Source organism: Peribacillus sp. SRI_006 (assembly GCF_057586375.1).
The window spans coordinates 194,026-218,547 of sequence record NZ_JBYCZT010000007.1 but is presented as its reverse complement, the minus strand read 5'-3'; the positions used below and the strand labels follow the sequence as shown (position 1 = coordinate 218,547).

The following is a 24,522-nucleotide window of genomic DNA, read 5'->3' as shown; positions in this document are numbered from 1 at the left end:
GGACCATCACTTCTCAACCAAACACTTAAACATACTCTTTATTAACTTCTCAAGCAAAACGGGCGTATGGACAAAGGCGCTATCGATGTGAAGGCGCTCAGTACGCTGATGGGCATCCTTGCCGAACGGCCCCACATTAAGTACGGGTGCCTGAAGTTTTTGCATATCGGCAAAAGGAATGCTGTAAGTATCGCCCCAGACTGGTGTATTTTTTTCAAAAGCCGTCCAGCCGTCAGAATCATCAGTATATTGAACATAGCTTAAATCGCAAAGGCCATTAAAATAATGAATTTGGCTGACTTCTTCATCAAACTTTCTGGCAGTCTCCTTCATTAATTTCACAGATTCGATGATAAGCGGATCATCGGACGAATTGACGGCTGGATAATATGGCGGTGCGAACAGCAATACAATGGCGGGTGATAGCTCCTGACATTGTATCATCAATTTTTCAGCGATCCGCACTGATTTTTCCCGTTCATCCAAATCCTTGTTTCCTTTAACTTCACTCTTTATTTGCTCAACAAAACCCCCGCCAAATTTGCCCTCGGCATATGAAAGTAACTTTTCGTAGCGCAATACTTGTACTTCGCCCACACCTTCAATTTCTTCACGCAGGCAAAGTTCTTTATAAGATTCATTGCATTTCATCGCTGCTTCGTTCGCAACCTGCTCGAATAGATCCATTATTTCTGCAGCTGTTCTTTTCATGATGAACACATTATAAAGCGCGGCTGCCCGATAAGGTGTCTGTGTTGAATATTGTAGTTTTAGATCTTTTTGCTGAAGCGATACTGGTAAAGGTGTTTCCTCGCCAAGGTCACTTTCCAGAAAAAGAGTGTTCCACTCCATGAGCTGCGTGAGAAACGAGGCTATATAGTTGGCGGTTATGCCCTTTAATGGCTCTCCTACATGAGTTTCTTTCCCATAAAAAAGGGCAGCGGGCATGATTTTCCCCAAAGTTCCGGAATAAATATAATGATTATTATCACCCGGTTTCTGTGAAAAGGACGGTTCACTATTAAAAAACATTTTATAGGAAAGGTCATATTTATCACGTAAAGCCACAAGTTCTTTAACTGCAGCCCTCATTCCCGCAGAATTCACTTCCTCATCCGGAACCGTTAACAGCAGGAGATTGATCGGCCATTGTTCGATGCTTGCCTTTTCGATGATAGCCATATGAAGGGCAAGCCCCATTTTCATATCCATCGTTCCTCTACCAAACAAGTACTTTCCTGATTCCAGATCAATGCGCGCTTCTTCCGGCAGATCATCTTTCCTATCATGAAGTTTTTTCGTGAGCTCCTCTGGTTGAAATGCAAGAGTCTCAAGGTCACCGTATTCTTCAGTATGAACCGTATCAAAATGGCTAATTAATACTACGGTCTCCTTGCTATCGGGATGTTTATAAAAGGCATTGACAAAATTCCTTCCTAAATCTGCCTCGTGAAGCGATAAGTGTGCCGGGTTCCTTTTAAAATAATCAAGCTCCCTTAATTTCTCTTGCACCTTATAAGGGAACATTCGCTCCCCTGGTGTAAGAGTCCGGCTTTCCCAGCTAACAAGTTCACACAACAAAGCACGGAGCGTTTCTGGAGTATCCCATAGTAATTGACTCATTTCAATCCCCCTTTATCAATATTTGTACGCACCACCGGGCAGGTTAAACAGGTAGGACCTCCAGTGCCCTTAAAACTGATTTCAGTTCCTTTGTACTCATAAACTGTCGCTCCCGCATCAATTAACTTTTGCTTCGTGTAAGCGTTACCAGAAGGTATCACGCAAACCCGCGGAGCTATGGCAAGCACATTACACCCCAAGTTCAAGTACTCATCAATCGGCACTTCGATAAGCTGAATGCCTCGTTCAATAAGCAGTTTTCTGAAAAAGACAGGCATAAGGCGGGAATGAACTACCGCTAAATCATGGTCGACCATGCTGATGAAAGACATGAGATGGAGACACTCTGCCTCTCCTTGATCATGCGGAAGCTGAACTACAATGAATTCATCCACAAGATGTGCGGTCATTTCCTTTAATTGCCGAATAGCTTCAGCGTTTGTACGATAACCATGCCCGACAACCAAGGTCTTATCATCAAGCCAAACGATATCACCGCCATCCGCGACCGCATCACCCGTTAAATACCCAATGATCGGGATGTTCTTTTCCTTACAGTATTCCTTGTATACAGTCGCTTCAGGCTGCCTCGATTCTTTCCCCGACTTTAAAATAATGGCCCCTTGGCTAGTAAATTTGACTGGGTCATGCGCATATAAGGAGTCAATGCCAACTACCGAAGATGCTGGCAAATAATCGATGTTTGGGACATATTTCTCCAAAATGGATATAAAGTCACCATACTCTGTTAGCGCTTCGTTGAAATCTGGCTCTTCCAAAAAGTTGAAGTTCTCCCATGTTTGGCTTAAATGCTCTTGACTAATAAAAGCTTCTTTCGGATGTTTTACAATGACACGTTCCAATGGTTTGTACATGGACGAACAAAATGTCACTGCCTCCCCCTCCTTTTCCGCATAGCGGAAAACGTTTCCGCCAATAGGAATTTTTCTTTTATTATAAATTTAGTTTTGATATAATGTCAATATGTTTTAAATTTTCAAATAAATTAACTTTTTATTTAACTTGTATGGAAAGATAGGTGGTTTTTATATGCAATCAATCGACCGCGCCATGAACGTTATAAAGGTGCTGGTATCCAATTCTTCGGAAAACTGGCTGTCAATTACGGAACTTTCCCAAGAATGTGATCTTCCTGTCAGCTCCATGCATCGTTTGTTAAAGGCAATGTCCTTGCATGGATTAATTCAACAGGACGGGCAATCCAAACAATATGGTTTGGGGAATATTTGGCTCGAATATGGTTTACGCATGTATGACAAAATGGATTACATTAGTCAAATAAGACCTGAACTCGAAAGGCTTATGAACAAAGTGGAGGAAAGCGTCTATCTAAGCCAACCAATCGGGATGGAATCACTCGTTATCGAAAGGATCGACAGTGAAAAGAGCCAAATCCGGGTTTATGACCAGCTTGGCTCACGTGTACCTATGCATATCGGGGCTGCCAATAAAGCGATGCTCGCCTATATGCCATATAATCAAACGAAAAAAATCGTAGATGCTCTTCTGCCAACTAAAGAAAGAGCAGCTTTTTGGGATATATTGCAAGAGACTAAAACGAAGGGACATGGGATCAGTCACAGTGAAAGAACAGAGGGAACCTGTTCTGTTGCCGTACCGATATTGAACCATTTCGGGGAGGTTCACGGTGCGGTGAGCATTGGTTTTGTCAGTTTTAACCTGACAGATGAAAGACTCGATTTCCTCATTAAGAATGTGATGGAAACTGGGAATCGGGTTTCTGCAAAATTGGGGTATAGGGGACCATGATAATAAGAGAGAAGTGGAGGATTATCGGATAAAACAAAAAGAAGATGAATCATATCATCTTCTTTTTGTTTGGCTCTTTTCGTAAAGATTGTTGTTTTTAAAACGAAACTATTTTAGGTTGATTGGAGCGGAAGTGCGAGACTCCTGCGGGAGCTGCGGGACAGGTGAGACCCCACAGGCGTTTACTCCGAGGAGGCTCACCGCCCGCACCAAGGAAAGCGAGCACCTGGAGGGGAAATCAACCACACTGCACTACTTCGTAAATAGCAACAAAGTATGCGAAAACAGCCTTTCGTTTTATATTAATCGCTGCCGGTCACAAATAAATCTTCTTTAAAATAGGCGAGGACCTCGCCGGCCACCACTGGTTCGCCCTCCAATACCTCCAAAGTTTCTATTTTCCCGCTGACACCAATATCAATGATTTCCACACTTCCATCTGCCTTCTTAATCTGAAATAATTGTTCCCATTCGTAAAATCTGGAATTTTTGGATATTGAAATTTTTTCAATCTTGCCATCACAAGGGCTAAGAATCACATCAACGTACATTTACATCATTCCTTCCTTCAGTATTCTTCAAAATGAAATGGGGTTTGTAAAACTAACCTTAGAAAGTTTTGGAACTCAGATATATCTTCTTGTTCAATGCCAAGGGTCGGAGCCCAGTACTGATCTAAATTAATATCATTGGCACAAAGCAGGATCATTCTTCCGCTTTGCATGGAAGTCACCATTGCTTTACCGAAAAACTGGGCCGAATATACAATGGTTACATCATATCTATAATCTTGTGACAATAAGCAATAATGATGAATAGCCTGGTTTTCTTTATTTTCGGAAAGAATATCAAAATTCAACGGATTGCCTCCTTTCTTGTAAACCCTAATTCGTTCAGAACCTTATCCACCCCCGAAGCTGGGATGCTTCTGCTATTTTGCGAATCCCTTCAATATAAGCAGCCACTTTCATGTTCACGGAATATTTTTGTGAAGTATGGTAGACATTCAAAAAGCTGGCCGTTATCTTTTCCTTCAATCGTTCATCTACAAGCTCTTCCGTCCAGTAATAACCTTGATTGTTCTGGCACCATTCAAAATACGAGACAATTACCCCTCCTGAATTCGCCAAAATATCCGGGACTAGCACTATACCTTTATCATCGAGAATCTTGATCGCTTCCTTTGTCGTCGGCCCATTTGCTGCTTCAATCAGGATTTCACATTTTAGTCGTTTTGCATTATCCTTATTCACCACTCCGCTAATGGCTGCGGGGATCAGCACATCACACTCTTTTTCCAATAATTCTTGATTGGATAATGAATCTTTGTATAAGTTCGAAACGACCCCAAAAGAGTCCCTTTTCTCCAAAAGGTAAGGAATGTCCAATCCATTCGGATCATATAAACCTCCAAGTTCATCCGCTATTCCGACAACCTTTGCCCCCATTTCATGTAAATACAATGCTAAATGACTGCCAACATTCCCGAATCCCTGGATGATTACCCGCATGCCTTCAATGGGAATCCCCTTTAAATCACAAATCATTTGAAGTGTATATAATACGCCCTTGGAAGTGGCTTTTTCCCTGCCCTTCGAACCTCCTAATCTCAGAGGCTTTCCTGTAATGAAGCCCGGTGAATCGAATTCCCTGATGTGATCATATTCATCCAGCATCCAGGCCATGATTTGTGAATTCGTATACATATCTGGTGCCGGGATATCTTTTGTAGGGCCCACTATTTGACTTACTGCCCTGACATACCCTCTGCTTAATCGTTCAAGCTCAGATGAACTCATCTGTCTCGGATCACACACAATGCCGCCTTTTGCCCCTCCGTATGGAAGATCGGTTATTCCGCATTTCAAGCTCATCCATCCGGCCAATGCCTTAACTTCTTCAGGAGTGACATCCGGGTGAAACCGGATTCCCCCTTTCGTTGGACCGGCTGCATCATTATGTTGAGCACGATACCCTTGAAACATCCTTGTCTCGCCATTATCCATTTGAATAGGAATACAGACTTCCAGAAAACGCATTGGCGCTTTCAAAAAATCAAAAACCTGCTCTGGATAGTCCAAAACATGAATCGCTTCTTTTAAGATATCCTGGAATTCTTGCAGTGGATTATCCAATTGACGTTTTTCAATAACCTTAATTTCCTCTGACATTTTAGCACCTCACTTTTATTCTTATTACTTATTAAGCAACTTTCATGCCAGCTTTGAGGATATTGTATGAATGGCACCATACCGCCATCTGTCCTCACCCATATCACACATACAATACATCAGGACATATGTATTAATTCATAAGCAATTCAGATTTGCATATGTAAAAAATGATGATTAAATACAAAAAAAAAGCACCAGATAAATGTATAAACATTCATTGAGTGCTCTTTTTTTGTTTATCCTGAAAAAGAAAGTGTTGACCTGTAGCAGATGCCAAATGATGGTACAAATCTAATCAATGGCAGTCAATCCTAGGAACCAACTGAAATCTTAAAAAATACTCAAAATATAAATATATTGAAACTTCTATTTTCCAACCAACAGGTTTAACTCATCTACAAACCTTTTTGTGATAATTTCCGGGCGAGTAATGGCCGTTCCTACTACGACTGCAAAAGCTCCACTTTCAATAGCTTTTCTAGCATGATCTTTCGTATGAATATGCCCTTCAGCGATGATGGGGATATTTAAGGCAGAAGAGAGTTTTCGAATAAGGTCATAATCAACCTCCTTCACGTATTTTGTTTCCTCTGTATACCCACACAATGTGGTTGATATTATATCAGCACCGAATTTTTCTGCGATTAGTCCCTCTTCAAAAGTCGCACAATCTGCCATCACTAAAATATTGGGATGCTCACTATTGATTTTACCTATAATTCTTTCTACCGTTTCTCCATGGGGGCGCTTTCGTTGAGTCCCATCTAATGCTACGATTGACGCTCCAGCCTCAATAATGCTTATAGCACTTTCATAGGTAGGAGTAATATATACCTCACATTCTTCGGTCCATTGCTTGTGAATACCTAATACAGGCAATTTTGTTACCTTTTTAATCGCTTTAATATTTTCTGGCCCGGTAGCCCTAATACCAACTGCGCCTCCTTTTTCTGCAGCCTTGCTTAATGCGCCCATGATTTCCGCCCCATACATCGGCCATCCCCTTCTAGCCTGGCACGAAACTATCAATCCATTCTTAATAGATTCCAGTACGTTTTTTTTATCCATAATTACCACCTAAACAACCCCCAAGAATTTACCAGCTAATCCTACCATAAAGCAAAGGAGGATTAACCAGTAGATAGCTTTTTGATATTTAAGTAATGCCCATAAGAAACCAAGTGTTAAAAGGAGCGGTAAAAGCCCAGGTAAAATTGAATCAAGAAGTTCTTGTAAATTTATTTCTTTTCCACCAAAGTTCCATTTAGCAGCCACGGTCACTTTAACAAAATTCACTACCATTGATCCTGTTACCATTAATCCTACAATGGTAGCTCCCTGAACAAACTTATTTAGCACATCAGAGTCTTTCATTTTAAGGATGAGGCTTATCCCAAACTGGTACCCATAGACAATACCGTAGTAACGAGAAAAAATATTGAGCAAGACGTTTGGCACAATAAATATAATGGGTCCAAGTGAATTTCCATCCAACGCCAAACCAGCGCCGATTGCAGCAAAAATGGTCATAAAAGTTGCTTTAAAAACAGAATCGCCAATTCCAGAGAGCGGTCCCATCAATGCGGCTTTCGTAGAAGAAATTGTGTCGGATGTGATGGGATTACCTTGTGCCCGTTGTTCTTCAAGGGCAAGAGTAACACCTATGATGGCATTGGAAGTATACGGATGGCAGTTAAAAAATTCATTATGACGAACAACCGATTCTTTTAAATCCTGATTATTTGGATAGAGTTTTTTGAGTGCCGGCAATATCGCATAGCAGAATCCTAAACTGCCATAACGCTCATAATTTATAGACGTCATACTGAAGAAAGTGCGGAAGAATGTTTTCATTAAATCTTTCCTTGTCAGAATCGTCGTTTTAGCTGTACTCTTGCGGGAGGAATCACGGGAAATTCCACTATCATTTCCTTTCGTTCCCACTGCTGTAATGCTGACCGCGATTCCAAGACCCAAAAAGGCTATCGAAAGTACATTTAGTTCCAAGTAGACTGCCAGAACAAATCCAATTAGGAAAAATGACCAAAACTTCTTGAAGTTCATCATTTTCAGGAGCATGGCCATTCCAATTGCAGGTAGGATCCCTGCTGTAATCTTTAACCCTTCCATAAACCAAGAAGGCATTGAGCCTACGATATTATTTACAAATTCACTGCCAAAATAAACGGCTAAAAAAGTTGGAATGAACATCACTGTAAAAAAAACGATTATTCCAAAAAGGTGAAGCCGTTCTGCCCTTTTTAGATTTAGCTCTTGTAAAGCATTGTCTGCCCGATGCACTAGATAAATATTAAAGTTCCAAGCTAGCATGATTAAAAATTGTGCTAAAATACCGATTGGTAATGCCAGAGCAATTCCAACCTCAGGCTTCCCCCCAGCACTAATCGCGAAAATAGTTCCAATTAGACCAGCAATTTGTGCATTAGGAGGAACACTACCTCCAATGGGCAAGACCCCCATAAACATCAATTCCACACTGGCCCCTACAATCAATCCAGTCTGTAGGTCTCCCATTATTAGTCCTAACAATGGCCCAGCAAAAATGGGACGGCTAATCATCCAATATCCATATCCATAATTTTCGGTCATGAGAATTGCAACAAAACCACTTAACAAAATCGCTGATATTAACTCAATTTCCACTTTTCCTCCCCCTTTTTACTCTGACTATCTTTTCGACCTTTAAATCTTGGTGAATAAATCAATCGATTTATCATTAGGAGAGGTTCTGATCTCACAAGGGATCCCGTGATCTCTAATCTTGAGAAAAAAAGATTTATCTTCTTCATCCAAATAGACTGTTTTACTTATTTCCTGTTTTCCTACTTTATAGTACATGCCACCTACATTTATAGAAGGCAGAATGATACCTTTTTCAATGAGAGATAAAAGGACTCGAGGACTTTTTACTACAATAAACGTTTTTTCCTGATCAGACTGCTCAATCAGATATTTGACTGCATCTTCGACAGAAAGGATAGCATGTCTTTTCCCCGAAGGTACTGCCAAGCTTAGTAACAAATGTTGTGTAGGGTCGGCTGCAACCCTATCATCAATTACAATAAATTCTGTGACTTGATAAGCAACACTCCATGAATAAGCAACTTGCCCATGTATGAGTCGTTCATCGATACGGGTAACAACGATACTCATTACAATTCCTCCTTTATGGGGTTAACTGTAGAGTTTATATAGCTAATACTCATAGAGGTATTTGCTATAAGCTCTTCGGGACTTACAGGTGAAAGGCAAGATTCAATAACTAAACCTAAATGAAAACCAGCGATTACTTGTACCCGACTATCTTTCAACACTTGAAGTGTAGCTGCATTGCATGGGGTGCCCCCTTTAATATCTGCCAGAATGATTATTTCTTTGTACCAATCCAACAATTGATTGACTGCCGATTCCAGTTCTCTTGCAAATGAATCTAACGTTACTTGATCATCCATGCTCAATGCAAAGAGTTGCTTCTGTTTCCCTGCTATAAGCTCTACACAGTCTTTCATAGTCGAAGCTAAATTCCCATGACTTACAAGTAAAATGGCCCGATTCAAACTATCTCCTCCTTATAACGTAATTTTTTGAATATTCAAACAAACCAATCTTATTGAAAAAGAATTAAAAAATCAAGGTTTTATTAAAAATATAAGAAATAAAATTTCAATTATGGCATTTTTTTTTGCATTATGTGCAAAAAACATTTCATTTATGATATAAATGAAACAATAGGGATTTACATCATTTAATAAAATATTTAATAAAGGAGACATATCATGAGCTTAACTTTATTACAAAAAATAAATGAAAAAGCCGATTCCTTGTCTCGTGCTGAACGGCAAGTAGCCAAATATATATTGGACCATGCGGATTTGGTGCAAACTTACACGATTTCTGAAATATCAACCAACGCAAATGTTTCCCAAGCTAGTGTTGTGCGTTTTTGTAAAAGAATGGGTATAGACAGCTTTAAAACCTTTCAACATACATTGGTGAAAGAAATGAGTTCAAATAGTGCCAACATTAATGATCTTTCTTTACTGCGTGAAAATGATACGCCCTATCAACTTTTCCAAAAAGTAACTATGAGCAATAAATTCGCTTTAGACTCTTTAGTACAAACGCTTAACAAAAAAGAGTTTGAAAAAGCAGTAGAATGCTTAAGCCAAGCAAAGAAAATTGCTTTTTTTGGTGTTGGGGGCTCCTCTACGGCTGCATTGGATGCTAGTAATAAATTTGCTAAACTTGGCGTTACTACAGGAATGAACACTGACTTTCATACAGTGATTTCCTACATTTCCAATTTCACATCAGAAGACGCATTGGTCATTTTCTCCACATCCGGAAAAACAAAAGATATATTGGAGATGGCTTCATATGCAAAAAAGATAAACGTACCAGTATTGGCAATAACCGCTTATACAAAGTCGCCTTTATTGAAAATAGCAAGTATACAACTTTGTTTTCCTGACATCGAACATGATCAACGAATCGGTAGTATAGCATCTAGAATCATGCAACTTAACATGGTTGATGCTCTTTACTTAAGTGTTTTTCATCGAATCGATAAAAAAACCATAGATAACTATCAAAAAGCACGTGAAGAAATTCTACGTCTAAGAAGATAACCTGCTTAAGGATGTGTTTTACTACATTTCGTTAAGAGGCGTGAATATGTATAATTCATAGGCATTTCAGGATTACATATAAAAAAACGCATCCTTTTAGGATGCGTTCAGTTTGTAGACAATAGGGGTTCGGAATTAAAAAATTTTGAACCCCTTTTGAAATTCCCTTTGAATTTTCGCCTAAAGTTAAGAGATTGCGGCATTTTTGGACCTCACCATGTCCAATTGGCCATCTTCTTTAAATTCATGTTAGCCTCCATTTTACGAACCAAATGATTCGCCTGCACCAGTTGATTTAAAGTAATCATTTCATGTTGATCTCGCTAAATAGAATTATGTTTCGAAAACATCCTCATCATCTCAAGTTTTAATAGTTCTATTTTAAAACAAAAAAGACTGTAGGCAAAAGGAGTTTCCATCTAAATTTTTAAACATAGTTGATTGGAACGGAAGGTGCGAGACTCCTGCGGGAATAGCGAGTCTAAGGGAGCCCGCGGAAAGCGAGTGCCTACGTTCCAATCAACGTCCAAATTTGTACAAGCCAAAAAAAAAATGTAGACAAACTCGATTTTCATCAAGTTTGTCTACATTCTGACGCATCCTTATCGGATGAGTTTCTCCTTCGAAAATCTCATAGCTGAATTTCTTCAACTTGGTATTGGGGCGGTGCCTTCCTGAATGCCTTTGTGATATATAATAGATAACAAAAACCAATAATGAACCAACTTGTCCCCATTATTAGGGAACTTGCCTCAAGGTTGATCCATAGAATGCCAATTGCTATAGCTCCAATTAAAGGCATAATTAAGTATTTAATACACCCCTTTATCGTTCGGTGCTCCTTTTCCCGAATGATAAAATGGCTGATCACTGAAAGATTTACAAAGGTAAATGCCATTAATGCACCAAAGTTGATCAGTGACGTTGCTGTCACTAAATCAAAGAATAAAGCCGACATTGAAATGACTCCAACTATGAGTACATTAATGGCTGGTGTTTTCCACTTGGGATGAATGAATCCAAACCATTTTTCCGGAAACACTTTATCACGGCCCATAACATACAAAAGACGGGAAACGCTGGCATGTGATGCTAGTCCCGAGGCTAGCGTATTGACGAAAGTCGTACAAAGAAAAATGGATTGAAATAGCTTCCCGCCTACATAAAGGGCGATTTCCGGTAATGCAGCATCCGGTTCCTTAAAACGGGATATATCCGGAAAAAAGAGCTGAATAAAGAAAGATGCGGTAATGAAGATGATTCCACCCCATAGCGCAGTTAAAAATATCGCTTTTGGAATCGTTTTTTTCGGATCCGGCGTTTCCTCAGATAGTGTAGTTACCGCATCGAATCCCAAAAAGGAAAAACAAAGGATCGTAGCCCCGGTTATTATGGCCGAGAAGTCCATCCCTTCATTTACGAAAGGCATTAATGTAAACACTTTTCCTGTACCTTCTCCATCATTCAAACCTTTGACAACAAGAATGATGAACACTGCCATGATGGCAACCTGAATTAAAACAAAAAGCGCATTAAAGTTAGCAAGTACATTGACGCTCCTGAGATTGAGAATGGTGACGATTGCTACGAACAATACTACCCAAATCCATGTAGGAACTCCTGGAAATAATGCTGTCAAATAAATTTTGGTCAACAATGCATTGACCATAGGTAAAAACAAATAGTCTAACAACGAGGACCATCCTACCAGGAATCCTAAATGCGGGTTTATCGCCTTTTGCGTATAAGTGTAGGCAGAACCTGCAGCAGGAAAAACCTTTACAAGTTTTCCATAGCTGGCAGCTGTAAAAAGCATCCCCACCAATGCAACGATATAGGCAGTCGGCACATGGCCGCCCGTAATCCCAGATACAATGCCGAATGTATCAAATACGACCATGGGGGTCATATATGCTAACCCCATCATAACGATTTGCCATAATTTCAGTGATCTTTTCAATGTAACCTCATTTTCCACCTATCATTCCTCCTTGAAACCGCTTTCAAACCAGTGAGTTCAATTTCTTAACTAGAATAATCCCCATGCCTCCCTCTTTTTTAAAAGTTTTACCTGTATACCTTTATGCAATTTCTGTGCCATATGATTTCGGTTTATTTCGACAAACGAAAAACACCTTAATTCCTGTATTTTTACCGGCTAATGATTGATTTACAGATATGAAGTCTTTCAGTATCTCTTCATCGGCGGCGATTCAATTTCCCATAACTTATTCGCCTTTGCATACACAAAGCCCATGTTATCTGGTAAAAACCCTCATTAAATCACTCACAGTGACTTGGCATGGTAATTGCATGATTAATCATCTATAGGAATTCATTTAATGAGTTTCAAAACTACTATAGTTATAAGAAAATGGAGGAATAGAAAAATGAAATATCCTTTATCACCTGATGTTAAACCAGAGTTTTGTACCACCGGATCATTTATGCGCTTACCTTCTACAAGAGAAAATGCCAAATTGGCAGTGGTAGGCATGCCTTTTGATACAGCTGCTTCATTCAGGGTAGGAGCCCGGTTTGCTCCACAGGCAGTCCGCCAAGCATCCATGACGTTGTTTCCTTATCATCCCATTCACAAGGTATTTCCGTTTGACGAATGTAATGCCATTGATATTGGGGACGTTTCGGTGATTCCCCATAATATACATCGAAGCTATGAGATAATTGAAAAGGCTATGGGAGACTTGATGAAAAACGGTATCATTCCAATCGGCATCGGAGGGGATCATTCAGTAACATTGGCTAATTTAAGAGCAGCCGCAAAAATCCACGGTCCTGTTGCACTTCTCCATTTTGATTCACATACAGATACTTGGGATACTTATTATGAAGAAAAATACTGGCATGGTTCCCCGTTTATCCGTGCATATGAGGAAGGCTTGCTCCAAACGGATAAAGTTTTCCAGATTGGCATCAGAGGTACGCTCAATCATCCAGGAGATTTAGATTCCAGTACAGAACTAGGGTACAATGTGATAACTACGCCGGAGCTGAAGAAGAGAGGAATAGAAGATGTCGTGAAGGAAGTCAAGAAAACCATTGGGGATACACCATGTTTCTTGACATTCGATATTGATTTTGTCGATCCATCCTGCGCTCCTGGAACTGGCACATTGGAGGTCGGCGGTCTAAATAGCTTTGAAACCCTTGAGATGATACGCTCTCTGCAAGGATTCAACTTTATTGGGTTCGACCTGGTGGAAGTCCTCCCGCCGTATGATCCAACACAAATTACATCACTATTGGCAGCCACCATCATTCATGACTTTGCCAGTCTAGTAGCCTTACAACTAAAAGAAGAAGAAAAAAAGGAGAATTCAGCCGAAAAAAGTTTATAGGACAAACACTGGCCATATAGGCCGATACTGTTAATCGATAAGATAGATCCAAGCTAATGATATAAAAGTCTAAGTACAAAATAAAAAAGTCCTGAAATTCAAAAAGCACCTGTTTATGAAAACAGATGCTCAGACTGTAGACAAATTCGAAGAAAGTGAATTTGTCTACAGTCTTTTTTCTTCAAAAATGTTCCAGCTGATTTCAGAAATCCGCTCCCTTTCCGCCGACTGTCTGCCAAGCCTCCTCGACGCGTCTGTGGGGTCTCGGCTAGCCAGCTATTCTGCAGGAGTGTCGCAAATTTCTTCCATCCATTGAGGTTTCATAAAACAAAAAAACATTAAGGATCATCTAATCTTCCTTTAAAATCATGGTTCTATGTGAAATCATTCCGAACCCCTTTTGTCGACAAACTGAGCATCTTAGGTGAAAGCAGATGCTTTTTTTCTATGTCATCTTTATCCTTGTCCTGCTACTTCGACTATAAATCATTCCATATAACAACTTCGTCTATCGGTGTAGGAAAATAAAAAAACACATCCCATCTGAAAGAATGGAATGTGTCTTCATTTTATTCGTCCGATTCTATCCCGGGACGATTGGATTGTGTTGGCAGGGTGTCCCAAAAGCTTGCATCGACAGTTTCAATTGAATCATCGGCAATAGCTCTGACAGCTGCATCCAAAGTGGTTACCGTTTGCTTTATTAGATAGCCATTACTTTTTTGTCCAAGCGCTACTGACTCGACATTGTGGTCCGACATACCTCGCATCTCAAAGAGCAGTGTGGCAATATCATAGCGAACGGCTGCACCATTACGGCCTATATTTTCTCCAGAACCGCCATCATACCTACCAATATGCCCCCAACCAGTTGGTTCAATGGAGTTATATACGACAGCACCCAATTTTTTTGAGGCTTCTAACACTTCAGGCTTTACGTTCGCGTTTGTAGGATAAAGAATTGAACCTGAAACAAGTTCACCGTCCGTTTCGCTTAGCGTCCCTTGATGATGTAAATCTATCATGTAATCTATATCGTATTTCGCAAATACATTTTCGTGTAAAGCCTTTACCTCTACTTGCATGTTATCAGTTTTTTTATCATGCTCACGGTTCAAGTCAATCCCATTTGCATTTGCCCGTGTTAAATGCCGATCACCTTTTGCTAAATAATCATCAAGAGGGAAATTAACATCTCCCATGGCTCCATCTGCATTTAACATGGGAATGATCAATATATTGACATTATCCAAAATACCTTTAGTCTTGTTCGTGCCTAGATGTTTAATGAATTCGAGTGCACCCTCGGTAGTCAGTTGTTCATTTCCATGCTGTTGCGTCAAAAATAGTATGGTTGGATTCTTAGGATTTGAGATGTACTTCGCTAGGTAAATGTCCCTTCCTTTTACCGTTTCCCCGATTACTTCCAGTGCCAGCCTTTCTTGTTTAGCATCCTGCGTTTTAAGATAGCTCACCAGGCTTTCATATGTATGAAGATTTGAAGTTGTCACTTGTCCATTTCCAGCACTGGGACCATTTCCAACCGCTCCGACAGGTAACGCAACAGCTGTTACTGCGCTTAACGTCATTAAACTAGATAATGAAACTGATAGAACCTTCTTTTTAAAATTCAATAAAAACCCTCCTTATCAAATATAATAATCAGAAAAAATTACTATTAATAATATTCTGACACTTTCGCTACTTTATGTTAATAGTGAAAAATCACTATGTTTCCAAATAGTTTTCTTCTACCAAAAAACATTTTTGTTCCCGATGAAGAAAAACCAGACGGACACCCGTCTGACGTTGATTGGAACGTAGGGCACTCGCTTTCCGCGGGCGGCCAGGGGAGCCTCCTCGGCTTTCGCCTGCGGGGTCTCCCCTAGACGCGCTTTTCTAAGCAGGAGTCTCGAACACCCGCTCCAATCAACTTTGTCTTACCTTTTAGATAGAACACATTTGCCTAGAGTTCCGTCTGGTTACTTCAATATATGCTGGAAGTTATAAAACTATCTTTTCCTCACTTTTAATTATTGCCTGCCCTCCGTCAGTGGAATTGACTCGTATTGTTCCGGATTGATTTTATATACAGAGCCATCAGTAACTCCATCGATTATTCCATATAGGCCTCTTTCAACTGCTTTAATGAGCATGCCTTTTTTCTTTTGGCCAAAAGACTGAGTTTGACCTCTAACTTCAAAGAGTACTGTCCCGCTTCCGTTTAAAGCAAAGGCTCCTAAAGCCGTTCCAGGAAGGTTTTGATTTTGCGGATACAAGGATATATTCCCATATGGAGAATTACCTTGTGCTTTCATGGCATTATATACCGCCACATTCAATTGTCTGGAAAAATCATAATTATAGTTTTTTGCATATTTTGCATAATCCTGTCCTGAAGGCGAGCTTGGATCAGGAACAAATTGAGCGGAAATCGAGTAGGTGACTAAATCATCCGTTCCATCAACTTCATAATAGGGAGCTTGGTGATGCAGGTCCACAAAAATCTCCACCTTACCGTATTGCTTCAGTAGAGCCTTGTAAACATCACGTGTTGTTTGTGATTCAGGTGTTATGAACCAACCAGGGGTGGATGATTTTCCAGGGAAGTCTTTAGCTTGAGGAATATAATTTAAATCAGGATTAAAGTCACGATTAACATCGAAACCTGGTTTGGACTCATAATCGAATGATTCATTTTTGTATGTATAGTAGTTCCAAGATGGATTGGCTCCTGCTAACTGCGGAAACTGGTCGACGACCTCTGCCCAGGTCATATCATTTCCGCGACGGTTCAATTCAGCGGCATCGGGATTCATTTTAGGCAAAGCTACCAAGGTAATTTCTTTACGAATTTTTTCCGCTTCAGGTGAGTTGGTCCCCAAAAACTTCAAGATATTCAAGATGGCATCCGTACCAGTTTTCTCATTCCCATGGATCTCACTTTGAATGAAAACGACTTTGTCGCCTGTTCCTACGGTTGCTTTATAGATTTCTCTATGTCTATTGGAATATCCAGCTACCTCCACTTTTACTTTACCTTGGCTATCACTCGCAATTTGTTCTAGCTTTTTCCCTAGTTCAGCATGATCTGTAAAACCTGAAACCGAATAAGTTTGTTGAATGGGTGTTCCCGGGGATGTTTCATTAGCTGCAAATGCTGGTGCCGCAATACTCGCCGATAAAACGGCAACTCCCAGAGTTGAAATAACCTTCCTGTTTTTCATATGACAACAATCACTCCCTTAAAATATTTTTCTATCTCATTATACAAAATGGAAAAGTAGAAATATGTTGGAATTTGGTGTCGTATTATGGCTATTTTATGATGCTGCCACCAGCTTGAGCTAAAAGTTGGGAGCTGCACTAATATATACTCTTTTTATGTTAGTGCAAAAATGCATATTTTCCCACAACAACGATCGTTGTTGCCGGATGCCTTTAACCATATATATATTAGCTATGCATTTAGTCGAATTGATGATTTGTACTATAACATCACATTACGTTATAATAAAAGAAAAAATAAGAGAAAGGGGAAAACATGAAACTCAACACTCATAGTTCTACGCCATTATATATGCAATTGAAACAATCTATTATTGAAGATATAAACAAAGGGATTTACTCTCCTGGCGAAAGATTACCAACGGAAACAGAATTATGTGACATATATGGAGTAAGTCGCATTACTGTTAGAAAAGCGGTTTTGGACTTGGTGGAAGAGGGTCTTCTAATACGCCAACAAGGAAAGGGAACATTTGTCCAATATCCTAAAGTAAAAAGGGAACTATTTGCTGTTAACGGTCATGCTGAATATATGTCAGAATTAGGGAAGATACCTCAAACTAAAATCCTTTCATTTGGAATCATACCCGCACCGGCTAATATTTCTAAATCCTTGGAGATTACTCCTGAAAGTGATGTTCTTGAATTACAAAGGATCTTATACTATGATAATCAACCTCTCACCTTGGAAATTTCTCATTATTCCTTAAAGGTTCTGCCTAATTTAAATGAACATGTCCATAACTCCGTTTCCATGTATGACATCATAAAGCATAAATATAATATTACTCCTGTTCATAACACGAAACTCTTAAATATGGTATTGGCAAATGCAGATGAAGCAAAATTTTTAGAGTGCGAAGTGGGAGATCCCCTTTTCAAAGTGGAGAAAGTGGCATATGACGCAAAGAAGCAGCCCATCCATTCCTCCTTCTTATATTATCCTGCCAATCGCGTGACCTTTACGATTGATAGTTCCATGTCGCAAGAAAAAGGTAACGAATCCCCCTCCTAATCCGGGATCTCGTTACCTTTTTCCATCTATAAATCATGTTAAACCAGCATATGGTCAGGAATATATTCTTTACCATACCCAAAAGCTCCATAATCCTGACAGGTTTGGGAGGCAGCTAAAGCTCCTTTTTGTAAAGCTTTATTTACATCTTGCCCTTGGACATACGATGAGAGAAAACCAGCAATAAATGAATCTCCCGCCCCCAATGTATCTACAACTTTGGTTTGGATAATGGCTTGTTCATATAATTGATTTTCAATTGATAAGAGTGCTCCCTTTTCCCCACGAGTAACACATACCACTTTTGTGCCGAACGAATGCACCTTTTGAATCAGTGCATGGCACTCTGCAGTGTTTAAATTACTTCCTGAAAAAAATGCATATGTCACATACGGACAAACTTTTTGTAAATAGTGTTCCTCTTGATTTGTCGAAAAATCAAAAGAAATGTCAATGAGTTGGCTTAATGATGGGAGGTTATGCTCTATATGGCTATAAACACTTGTATGAAGAAGGTCGTGTTGCCGAATATAATCCAAATCCTTGTCATTCAGTACAATCCCCAATCTGGATTGAATTCCCCCTCTATTGGAACCAATGAAAATTCGGTCCCCGTCCTTATCCAACGCGACGACGGCCATACCGTTTTCTCCTACCGCTTGTCTTACTCTACTAATCTCCATCTTTTCCTTTTGCAATACCTCTAACACATGGTCTGCCGCCCCATCATTTCCTACAATGCCAATATATGAAGATTGTTCATCATTTAAACGATTGTACATGACTGCCACGTTTAATGAATTGCCGCCGGGATATATCTTTCCTTGGTCTTTATAATAATCTACTACGTTATCCCCAATTCCAATTAGCTTCATGCCTGTTCCCCCTGTTATCATTTTACACTTCCACTAGCAATTCCACGGATAAAATACTTCTGCATGAATAAAAATAAAATGACGATAGGTGCCGCTGAAATCGTTAATCCAGAAAGCAACACTCCCCAATCGGTTTGCAATGCATCTCGGAATTGCATTAAACCGGCAGGTATCGTACGTAAACTATCATCATCTATAAAGATGATGGCGAACATGAATTCATTCCATGTATAGTAAGCTGTTAAAATTACCGTCGTTAATAAAATAGGTTTACTCATGGGTATGAAAATCCTAAAAAGGATTCCAAGGTTTGTGCACCCATCCAGCCGGGCAGCCTCTTCCAGTTCTTTCGGAATGGACAGGAAGTAGGCACGAATCAACAAGATGGTTAGCGGAATTCTGTATGCTACATAAGGTAAGATTAGCGCCCAATGGGTGTTATATATCCCAAGCTTCTGAATGATATTATACAAAGGGATCAGGCTTACTTGAGGAGATAGCATCAAACCGCCTAAGCATATGACCAAAATGAAAGCCTTTCCACGAAAATCGAAGCGAGATAATCCGTATGCACCTAACGCACTTACTAAAACCGTTAGCATACAAGTCATGCCAGTAACCATGACACTATTTAAAAAGTAGGAAGAAATCCCACTATTCCAAGCTGTAACATAATTTTCAAACAACCATGTATGAGGAAGTGACCAACTATGGTTAAAAATTTCCTCTGTGCTTTTGAAAGAACTGATGACCATCCATAATAAGGGATATGCAACAACAAGAAAGTAGGCGATCAAACCTGCATAAACAAGGGCTATTCTCATATTATAGGTTTTTCTTTTCCTTGCATACTCTAGATCTTCCACAACTAATTCCGGTACTCCAATCGTTGATTTAGGCATCTCCATTATTAGTCCTCCTTTCCCGTTTTAAATATTTTCATTTGTACAAGAGAAATAAGTAACGTAATAATTAAGATAACCGTTGCTATGGCAGAAGCATATCCCATCATATCTTTTGAAAAAGCCGTTTTATATAAATAGGTACTCAGGACTTCCGAAGAAGTTCCCGGGCCCCCTCCGGTTAAGATATATGGCTCATTAAACACTGTAAAGGCACCTGTCAATGTTAATATTACGGCGACGAATGTCATTTCCTTTGTTGCTGGAACCGTAATGTGAAAAAACGTTTTTATTTTATTCGCTCCATCCATTTCAGCTGCTTCATATAGTTCAGGTGAAATTTTTTGAATGGAAACGATATATAGCATGGCTATATAACCAATTGATTGCCACTGTGAGACAGCAATGACTGCATAGATTGCCGTTTCACTATCACCCAACCATGGCAATGCTAAATTATTCAATCCAATCATTTTAAGAAACTGATTTAACAACCCTACTTCCGGGTTGTAAAAAAATGAAAACAGCAATGCGATGACTGTCATTGAAACGACGACCGGCAAAAAATAGACTGTGCGAAATATAGGTGAAAATTTACGGATTAATTTATCTTCTAAAACGGCTGCAACAATTAACCCTCCAAAAACCTGGAAAACAATCGAAATGACAGCATAAAGAATATTATTTTTTAAAGCTTCATAAAATACGGGATCTTTAAATAAAGTAAAGTAGTTATCCATCCCTACAAATGCTTTATCTGGTGAAAATGTACTCCAATTATACATACTATCGCCAATATTCTGGAAAATGGGAATATAAACAAGCAATAAAAAAACTAAGGCTGGAAGAAGATATAGATAAGGTACAAATTTATCGGGTTTTATCATTAAAATATCACTCCCTTAATAAAACGGAAAAATGAATTCCCTTATTTCCCCGCTTCAAATCTAACGGTATCAGCTGCTTTTTGAACATCACGCATAATTTGTTTAGGTGTTTTATCTCCATTTAACATCATTTGTGTTCCGGTTAAATAGGCATCTGCAATACGCGCATCGATGCTCATGTCAAACCATGGGGCCATTTCTTTTGTGTTTAATATGCTTTGAACCGCTTCCAGCTGTTCCGGGGAAGAATTATTTTCATTCACCGTACCTTTAACTGCACTATACTTGCCCACATCAGTGACTAGTTTTTCTCCCATATGTTTAGTGGTTAGAAACTTTAAAAACTCCATCGCTTCTTTGGGATGCTTTGTCTTGGAAGAAACCATAAAGCCTTCAGGCGATCCCGTTAGATTTGTTTGATTACCCTTTCCTCCTTCTACCTCAGGGAAGTTAAACATTCCAAGTTCAAACTTAGTGGGTCCAAATAACTTGATCTCTGCCGTTTCTGCATAAAACATAGGTGCTTTACCATTTGAAAATTGCTGCCTTGCATATTCATGATCTATTGAATTAGTATTCTCATTAAAGTAAGGTAACAACTCTTGGAATTTCTCAAGCGCTTTTATGTAGTCGTCATCCTTGAATTTTCCGGTTTTTCGATTATAATCCATTGCCAGCACTTCCGGACTAACCAGACGTTGATTCAATGTGCCCACATAATGGGAAATTGTCCAAGTATCTTGACTGCCGAATTGAAGAGCTGTGTAGTTATTCTTTTTTAACACTTTTAATACATCGATAAAATCATTCCAGGTTTTAGGTGGGTGTATGTTCAATTTTTCGAAGACATCCTTGTTATAGAAAAACATTTTCCCATCCATTGTTACGGGGACACCATACACCTTATCATTAAATGTATATGGTTTGACTTGGGATGGAACGAGTTGAGAAGACCATGTCGGATCGTTTTTATAATAAGAAGTTAAATCCAAAGCTTTATTGCCTCGCACAAACTGACTGGCAAATTCATCACTCCAAGAGAAATAAATATCAGGTGGATTATTTGTACCTGTCATTACTTTAATTTTGTCTTTATACGAATCGTTTAGGACTGCTTCGGTTTTAATATGGATATCGGGGTTTTGTTTTTCAAATTCTTTTACAACTTCATTAAAGTAAGTTTTTTCCGGTTCCTTTGGCCACCTATGGAAAAATGTTAAGGTGGTTTTTCCAACTTCTGATTCTGAAGATGTTCTTTCACCAGAACATCCCCCAAGCATTAAAGATAAACTTAAAAATGATGCGAATATAAGTTTTGTTTTTCTCATGAATACCCTCCTTTTTATAAATGCTTTTATCATCAGGAAATTATACTATAATGTTATAAAACATTATAGTATAATTCGCAAATAAAATATACAGAATATTAAGTTTTCTCTAGCTATCAGTATTCTACTTTCCACATATAACGCCTTTTGCTTAAGGGATGATTACGCGCTTCCGCTAATTCTTCTGCATATTGACGTAATACACGATTTAAGATAAGCGGTGCAATATATCCTTTTACTTCTTCATCAATACCATCAAGATCATACTGTTTTGCATCTAACACCGTTAGCTTTTTGCCATAACGCTGAGAAAAAGATAATGCTCTTTCTTCCAATGGTCTTGTTTCATCCAATCCCAATAGAATGATAAACGGTACATTTTCGTCAATAATTTCGAATGGTCCATGGAAGTACTCACCAGCATGAATGGCATGTGAGTGTATCCATTGCATTTCCATTAAGATACAAATGCTGAAAGAATAGGCTGTCCCATAGTTTGAACCACTTGCCATTGTATAGATAACAGGTTCTTTTGCATGAGATTGTGCGAATACCCTTGCATTGGAAGCTTCTTGCTCCAGGGCTTTTTCATACACTGGCTGTAAGTTCTCCAAACTTGATACCAGTTTTCCGAACTTTTCATTGTTTTCCGCCATATGAAGTACACCAAAAACTAATTGATATAAAACACTGAGGTTTGTATCGAAGGCGTTTACACCGTTCCCCCATTCATATTTAATATAAAGGTCCGCATTTTGGGCCAATGGTGATGCTGGTTCGTTCGTTAATGCCACTGCAAACGCACCTTTACTTTTTGCAAACTTAGCCGCTTCAGCTGTTTCAGGAGTTGTTCCGGACATCGAGCATAAAATGACTAAAGATTCCTTCCCTAGTTGTTGTGGATTGCGATGTATAAACTCATTTGAACTATACAGATCGGAGGTTATATTTTTAGCTTCACGATCCAGTATATACTTAGCTGAATACATAATGGCAGAAGATCCCCCGCATGCTACCAAATAAATATTGTTAATTTTCTTACCCTTTAATTGATCCCATACTGTTTTTACATTACTTTTTACATTCATAACCGATTTACTCATTTTCCCACTCCTTTAATATTTGATATACAACATTATGTAATGTTATATATTGTTATATTAAATCATCACCTTTCTTTAGTCAATGGATTTGTCAGAATATTTTATTTACTCCATTTCCATGTCCCATCAAAATTTTCATGGTAAATTTTTTCCAGATGTAAGTAATGTCCACCTGAACAAGTGACGCCCCCTTACCTTCCCCTAATTTTCCCAACTGTTAATAATAACAATGGCATAATAAAACAAATCGTTAAGGATAATGGTGTCCAAGCTGTAGCCATAAAGTGTTGATAATGCACAAGATCGGGATGCGAAAAGATGGTAAACGTGAGAATTAGAAAAGCTAATGGGAATAGAAGTATTTTGTAATTTTGCAGTCCCATCAATTGTGCTAGTCCCAAGGCGAGCCCATAAAAGCATATGGTCAACTTAAAATACTCTGTAAAAACCCAAATGAAGGCTACAATGACCTCGACCCTTTCAAAAAAATCACCAATGCTTATCCTCATTCCCAGTTTATACGAAGGGTAGGTTAATCTTGCTGTATTATCAGCACCCAATACAAGGATACAGAAAATGATCACTAAGAATAGAACGCCGCCACCTAATATGGTCCCTAAATAAAAGCTTTTCTTCATTTCAGCCTTTTCATGTACATATGGAGTGATCATTAAAAAGAAAACAAGCTGAACATAAGGCAGTGCTAAGGAGTGATATGATCCCCTCAATATCGGTTTCATGCCTTTTTCAAATATAGGTTGCAAATTTTCGATTTTGATATCCGGGATAAGAAATACGAATAATATGAAAAGCAGCAGTACAAGCCAAGGGAAAAAGATTAATGCCGTTCGGCAGATGACTTCCAATCCTAGTCTTGCACCAAATAAGCTTGTTAATATAAACAAGATCATAATCATTTCTATAGGTGTCTCAACCAGAACCTGTGTTGAAAAAAAATTCCCAATTTCACTAAGTAACGCGGAAGAAAGGTAATATAAATATAATAGGAAAAGGAGTGCAGAGATCTTCCCGATCCATTTCCCAAATATTTTTTCATTAACTTCTATATAAGTCATGGATGGGTAAAGTAAGGCGAGCCGGGTAAATAACAGAACAAAACATAACCCGATGAGAGTAGCTAAGATATAAGCAATCCAGCCATCCTGTTTTGCTAAAGAGACAAGTACGGAAGGTAAAGTAAGTATCGCTCCTCCTATGGTGAATATGATGACCATTATTAGAAATTCACCAGAGCTGATTTTTCCTTTTTCAAGCATATTCCATTCCTCCCTAGGATAAAATGCGATCCATGAAATGAGCGAGTGGACTATATATTTTCGTTATCCAGTCTATAGGAGTGGGAATGGTAACATCCTTGATAATTAAAATACTCAACGTCATGCCAACTAAAAGCAATAAAATGAAAATGACAATTTCCTTCCAGCATTTCTTTTTGATAAGGGGTAGTATTTCGAAAAATGAAATAATAGCTCCAGTACACACTGTTCCAATAATTGCCCACATTGAT

General features: G+C 39.0%; 23 protein-coding genes. 4 read left to right on the top strand and 19 right to left on the bottom strand.

The features are described 5' to 3' along the window. Nucleotides 1–6: 6 nt before the first annotated feature. Both AC2YHV_RS12365 and AC2YHV_RS12360 read right to left on the bottom strand, forming a co-directional pair. Nucleotides 7–1,623 (bottom strand): M20/M25/M40 family metallo-hydrolase, encoded by a 1,617-nt coding sequence (locus AC2YHV_RS12365; protein ID WP_487373297.1) that lies wholly within the window; start codon nucleotides 1,621–1,623, stop codon nucleotides 7–9. Then, a complete protein-coding gene (locus AC2YHV_RS12360; protein WP_487373333.1) occupies nucleotides 1,620–2,498 on the bottom strand; it encodes a dimethylarginine dimethylaminohydrolase family protein in 879 nt (292 codons plus the stop codon). The genes AC2YHV_RS12365 and AC2YHV_RS12360 overlap by 4 nt, the downstream gene beginning before the upstream one ends. 175 nt (nucleotides 2,499–2,673) lie before the next feature. On the opposite strand from AC2YHV_RS12360, the gene AC2YHV_RS12355 reads away from it, so the two are divergent. Beyond that, nucleotides 2,674–3,414 (top strand): IclR family transcriptional regulator, encoded by a 741-nt coding sequence (locus tag AC2YHV_RS12355; RefSeq protein ID WP_098865372.1) that lies wholly within the window; start codon nucleotides 2,674–2,676, stop codon nucleotides 3,412–3,414. A 302-nt stretch (nucleotides 3,415–3,716) separates the two neighbouring features. Here the strand turns inward: AC2YHV_RS12355 and AC2YHV_RS12350 are convergent, their stop codons facing one another. The 7 genes from AC2YHV_RS12350 to AC2YHV_RS12320 all read right to left on the bottom strand — a co-directional run bounded on the left by AC2YHV_RS12350 (nucleotide 3,717) and on the right by AC2YHV_RS12320 (nucleotide 9,166). After that, nucleotides 3,717–3,965 (bottom strand): biotin/lipoyl attachment domain-containing protein, encoded by a 249-nt coding sequence (locus tag AC2YHV_RS12350; RefSeq protein WP_487373296.1) that lies wholly within the window; start codon nucleotides 3,963–3,965, stop codon nucleotides 3,717–3,719. Nucleotides 3,966–3,982: 17 nt separating this feature from the next. Beyond that, nucleotides 3,983–4,273 carry an SAV0927 family protein gene (locus AC2YHV_RS12345; RefSeq protein ID WP_034307765.1) on the bottom strand — a complete coding sequence of 97 codons (291 nt, stop codon included), beginning with the start codon at nucleotides 4,271–4,273 and terminating at the stop codon, nucleotides 3,983–3,985. A gap of 34 nt (nucleotides 4,274–4,307) precedes the next feature. Beyond that, nucleotides 4,308–5,585, bottom strand: coding sequence for a Glu/Leu/Phe/Val family dehydrogenase (locus AC2YHV_RS12340; protein ID WP_487373295.1), 1,278 nt, complete (start codon nucleotides 5,583–5,585; stop codon nucleotides 4,308–4,310). A 369-nt stretch (nucleotides 5,586–5,954) separates the two neighbouring features. Next, nucleotides 5,955–6,656, bottom strand: a complete 702-nt coding sequence (locus AC2YHV_RS12335; RefSeq protein WP_063577687.1) for an N-acetylmannosamine-6-phosphate 2-epimerase — start codon at nucleotides 6,654–6,656, stop codon at nucleotides 5,955–5,957. A gap of 9 nt (nucleotides 6,657–6,665) precedes the next feature. Continuing rightward, entirely contained in the window at nucleotides 6,666–8,252 is a 1,587-nt protein-coding gene (locus AC2YHV_RS12330) for a PTS system mannose/fructose/sorbose family transporter subunit IID (RefSeq protein ID WP_487373294.1), read from the bottom strand. Nucleotides 8,253–8,291: 39 nt separating this feature from the next. After that, complete coding sequence (locus AC2YHV_RS12325) at nucleotides 8,292–8,762, bottom strand: PTS sugar transporter subunit IIB (protein ID WP_487373293.1); 471 nt, start codon at nucleotides 8,760–8,762, stop codon at nucleotides 8,292–8,294. After that, nucleotides 8,762–9,166 carry a PTS sugar transporter subunit IIA gene (locus AC2YHV_RS12320; RefSeq protein ID WP_063575813.1) on the bottom strand — a complete coding sequence of 135 codons (405 nt, stop codon included), beginning with the start codon at nucleotides 9,164–9,166 and terminating at the stop codon, nucleotides 8,762–8,764. The genes AC2YHV_RS12325 and AC2YHV_RS12320 overlap by 1 nt, the downstream gene beginning before the upstream one ends. A 216-nt stretch (nucleotides 9,167–9,382) precedes the next feature. On the opposite strand from AC2YHV_RS12320, the gene AC2YHV_RS12315 reads away from it, so the two are divergent. Next, nucleotides 9,383–10,237 carry a MurR/RpiR family transcriptional regulator gene (locus tag AC2YHV_RS12315; protein WP_487373332.1) on the top strand — a complete coding sequence of 285 codons (855 nt, stop codon included), beginning with the start codon at nucleotides 9,383–9,385 and terminating at the stop codon, nucleotides 10,235–10,237. Between the two features lie 631 nt (nucleotides 10,238–10,868). On the opposite strand, the gene AC2YHV_RS12310 is transcribed toward AC2YHV_RS12315, so the two are convergent. Then, nucleotides 10,869–12,215: an APC family permease gene (locus tag AC2YHV_RS12310; protein ID WP_487373292.1), complete on the bottom strand. Its 1,347-nt coding sequence runs from the start codon at nucleotides 12,213–12,215 to the stop codon at nucleotides 10,869–10,871. Between the two features lie 412 nt (nucleotides 12,216–12,627). Between AC2YHV_RS12310 and speB the strand changes: the two genes are divergently transcribed. Continuing rightward, on the top strand, nucleotides 12,628–13,596 hold the full coding sequence (speB, locus tag AC2YHV_RS12305; protein ID WP_098864306.1) for an agmatinase: 969 nt from the start codon (nucleotides 12,628–12,630) through the stop codon (nucleotides 13,594–13,596). A 569-nt stretch (nucleotides 13,597–14,165) separates the two neighbouring features. Here the strand turns inward: speB and AC2YHV_RS12300 are convergent. Together AC2YHV_RS12300 and AC2YHV_RS12295 are read right to left on the bottom strand one after the other, a co-directional pair. Further along, nucleotides 14,166–15,230 carry a M14 family zinc carboxypeptidase gene (locus AC2YHV_RS12300; protein ID WP_268564315.1) on the bottom strand — a complete coding sequence of 355 codons (1,065 nt, stop codon included), beginning with the start codon at nucleotides 15,228–15,230 and terminating at the stop codon, nucleotides 14,166–14,168. A gap of 399 nt (nucleotides 15,231–15,629) precedes the next feature. Next, a complete protein-coding gene (locus AC2YHV_RS12295; RefSeq protein WP_145504742.1) occupies nucleotides 15,630–16,823 on the bottom strand; it encodes a M14 family zinc carboxypeptidase in 1,194 nt (397 codons plus the stop codon). A 317-nt stretch (nucleotides 16,824–17,140) separates the two neighbouring features. On the opposite strand from AC2YHV_RS12295, the gene AC2YHV_RS12290 reads away from it, so the two are divergent. Next, nucleotides 17,141–17,899 carry a GntR family transcriptional regulator gene (locus tag AC2YHV_RS12290; RefSeq protein WP_034307783.1) on the top strand — a complete coding sequence of 253 codons (759 nt, stop codon included), beginning with the start codon at nucleotides 17,141–17,143 and terminating at the stop codon, nucleotides 17,897–17,899. Between the two features lie 38 nt (nucleotides 17,900–17,937). On the opposite strand, the gene AC2YHV_RS12285 is transcribed toward AC2YHV_RS12290, so the two are convergent. The 7 genes from AC2YHV_RS12285 to AC2YHV_RS12255 all read right to left on the bottom strand — a co-directional run bounded on the left by AC2YHV_RS12285 (nucleotide 17,938) and on the right by AC2YHV_RS12255 (nucleotide 24,518). Then, nucleotides 17,938–18,774, bottom strand: coding sequence for a PfkB family carbohydrate kinase (locus AC2YHV_RS12285; protein ID WP_487373291.1), 837 nt, complete (start codon nucleotides 18,772–18,774; stop codon nucleotides 17,938–17,940). 17 nt (nucleotides 18,775–18,791) lie between these two features. Then, nucleotides 18,792–19,598, bottom strand: coding sequence for a carbohydrate ABC transporter permease (locus tag AC2YHV_RS12280; RefSeq protein WP_226990416.1), 807 nt, complete (start codon nucleotides 19,596–19,598; stop codon nucleotides 18,792–18,794). An 86-nt stretch (nucleotides 19,599–19,684) separates the two neighbouring features. Further along, nucleotides 19,685–20,563, bottom strand: a complete 879-nt coding sequence (locus tag AC2YHV_RS12275) for a carbohydrate ABC transporter permease (protein ID WP_034307788.1) — start codon at nucleotides 20,561–20,563, stop codon at nucleotides 19,685–19,687. Nucleotides 20,564–20,604: 41 nt separating this feature from the next. Then, a complete protein-coding gene (locus tag AC2YHV_RS12270; RefSeq protein ID WP_063575806.1) occupies nucleotides 20,605–21,891 on the bottom strand; it encodes an ABC transporter substrate-binding protein in 1,287 nt (428 codons plus the stop codon). 116 nt (nucleotides 21,892–22,007) lie between these two features. Then, on the bottom strand, nucleotides 22,008–22,994 hold the full coding sequence (locus AC2YHV_RS12265) for an SIS domain-containing protein (protein ID WP_487373290.1): 987 nt from the start codon (nucleotides 22,992–22,994) through the stop codon (nucleotides 22,008–22,010). A gap of 191 nt (nucleotides 22,995–23,185) precedes the next feature. Beyond that, nucleotides 23,186–24,271 (bottom strand): GerAB/ArcD/ProY family transporter, encoded by a 1,086-nt coding sequence (locus tag AC2YHV_RS12260; RefSeq protein ID WP_487373289.1) that lies wholly within the window; start codon nucleotides 24,269–24,271, stop codon nucleotides 23,186–23,188. A 13-nt stretch (nucleotides 24,272–24,284) separates the two neighbouring features. Continuing rightward, nucleotides 24,285–24,518, bottom strand: a complete 234-nt coding sequence (locus AC2YHV_RS12255; RefSeq protein WP_487373288.1) for a hypothetical protein — start codon at nucleotides 24,516–24,518, stop codon at nucleotides 24,285–24,287. Nucleotides 24,519–24,522 lie beyond the last annotated feature (4 nt).

What these genes read in the sequence shown, in the direction of transcription:
- AC2YHV_RS12285 (WP_487373291.1), bottom strand. Translation starts at nt 18,774, where the DNA reads ATGAAGCTAATTGGAATTGGGGATAACGTAGTAGATTATTATAAAGAC.
- AC2YHV_RS12335 (WP_063577687.1), bottom strand. Translation starts at nt 6,656, where the DNA reads ATGGATAAAAAAAACGTACTGGAATCTATTAAGAATGGATTGATAGTT.
- AC2YHV_RS12325 (WP_487373293.1), bottom strand. Translation starts at nt 8,762, where the DNA reads ATGAGTATCGTTGTTACCCGTATCGATGAACGACTCATACATGGGCAA.
- AC2YHV_RS12275 (WP_034307788.1), bottom strand. Translation starts at nt 20,563, where the DNA reads ATGATAAAACCCGATAAATTTGTACCTTATCTATATCTTCTTCCAGCC.
- AC2YHV_RS12295 (WP_145504742.1), bottom strand. Translation starts at nt 16,823, where the DNA reads ATGAAAAACAGGAAGGTTATTTCAACTCTGGGAGTTGCCGTTTTATCG.
- AC2YHV_RS12255 (WP_487373288.1), bottom strand. Translation starts at nt 24,518, where the DNA reads ATGTGGGCAATTATTGGAACAGTGTGTACTGGAGCTATTATTTCATTT.
- AC2YHV_RS12365 (WP_487373297.1), bottom strand. Translation starts at nt 1,623, where the DNA reads ATGAGTCAATTACTATGGGATACTCCAGAAACGCTCCGTGCTTTGTTG.
- AC2YHV_RS12280 (WP_226990416.1), bottom strand. Translation starts at nt 19,598, where the DNA reads ATGAGAATAGCCCTTGTTTATGCAGGTTTGATCGCCTACTTTCTTGTT.
- AC2YHV_RS12265 (WP_487373290.1), bottom strand. Translation starts at nt 22,994, where the DNA reads ATGAGTAAATCGGTTATGAATGTAAAAAGTAATGTAAAAACAGTATGG.
- speB (WP_098864306.1), top strand. Translation starts at nt 12,628, where the DNA reads ATGAAATATCCTTTATCACCTGATGTTAAACCAGAGTTTTGTACCACC.
- AC2YHV_RS12355 (WP_098865372.1), top strand. Translation starts at nt 2,674, where the DNA reads ATGCAATCAATCGACCGCGCCATGAACGTTATAAAGGTGCTGGTATCC.
- AC2YHV_RS12260 (WP_487373289.1), bottom strand. Translation starts at nt 24,271, where the DNA reads ATGCTTGAAAAAGGAAAAATCAGCTCTGGTGAATTTCTAATAATGGTC.
- AC2YHV_RS12340 (WP_487373295.1), bottom strand. Translation starts at nt 5,585, where the DNA reads ATGTCAGAGGAAATTAAGGTTATTGAAAAACGTCAATTGGATAATCCA.
- AC2YHV_RS12290 (WP_034307783.1), top strand. Translation starts at nt 17,141, where the DNA reads ATGAAACTCAACACTCATAGTTCTACGCCATTATATATGCAATTGAAA.
- AC2YHV_RS12350 (WP_487373296.1), bottom strand. Translation starts at nt 3,965, where the DNA reads ATGTACGTTGATGTGATTCTTAGCCCTTGTGATGGCAAGATTGAAAAA.
- AC2YHV_RS12270 (WP_063575806.1), bottom strand. Translation starts at nt 21,891, where the DNA reads ATGAGAAAAACAAAACTTATATTCGCATCATTTTTAAGTTTATCTTTA.
- AC2YHV_RS12360 (WP_487373333.1), bottom strand. Translation starts at nt 2,498, where the DNA reads ATGTACAAACCATTGGAACGTGTCATTGTAAAACATCCGAAAGAAGCT.